The organism is Lachnoclostridium sp. MSJ-17 (genome assembly GCF_018918205.1).
Taxonomy (GTDB): Bacteria; Bacillota; Clostridia; order Oscillospirales; family Acutalibacteraceae; genus Ruminococcoides.
In genome coordinates this window covers 1-504 of sequence record NZ_JAHLQB010000037.1, presented here as the reverse complement: position 1 = coordinate 504, position 504 = coordinate 1, and the positions used below count along the sequence as shown (strand labels likewise).

Genomic DNA, 504 nt, shown 5'->3' with positions numbered 1-504 from the left:
TTATAATTTGCTCTGCAAATCCATAATTGTGCGGTATATCGTTAAAGTTTTAACTAAATATTTACCATATTATTGACATTGCTTTTTAAAGAGCGTATAATCTTAAAGTAAAAATGGGGTTCCGCGGATACATCCGCGGTTAGCCAATACTAATAAAAAGGGAGTTTTTAAGACATGGCAAGAGTTTATAATTTTTCCGCAGGTCCGTCAATGCTGCCCGAATCTGTACTTAAAAAAGCAGCGGCAGAAATGCTCGACTACGAGGGTACAGGTCAGAGCGTAATGGAGATGTCTCACCGCAGCAAGGCATATGACAAGATCATCAAGGACGCAGAGGCACTTCTCAGAGAGGTAATGAACATTCCCGACAACTACAAGGTACTTTTCCTTCAGGGCGGCGGTTCAACACAGTTCGCAATGGTTGCACTCAACCTTATGAACAAGAACAACAAGGCTGACTACATCGTAACAGGTCAGTGGGCCAAGAAGGCTCTTCAGGAGGCT

General features: G+C 42.7%; 1 protein-coding gene. It reads left to right on the top strand.

Annotated features, from left to right (window positions below):
- Positions 1–174: 174 nt before the first annotated feature.
- A partial coding sequence (locus KQI64_RS03165) for an aminotransferase class V-fold PLP-dependent enzyme (protein WP_216523300.1) occupies positions 175–504 on the top strand: 330 nt, incomplete at its 3' end.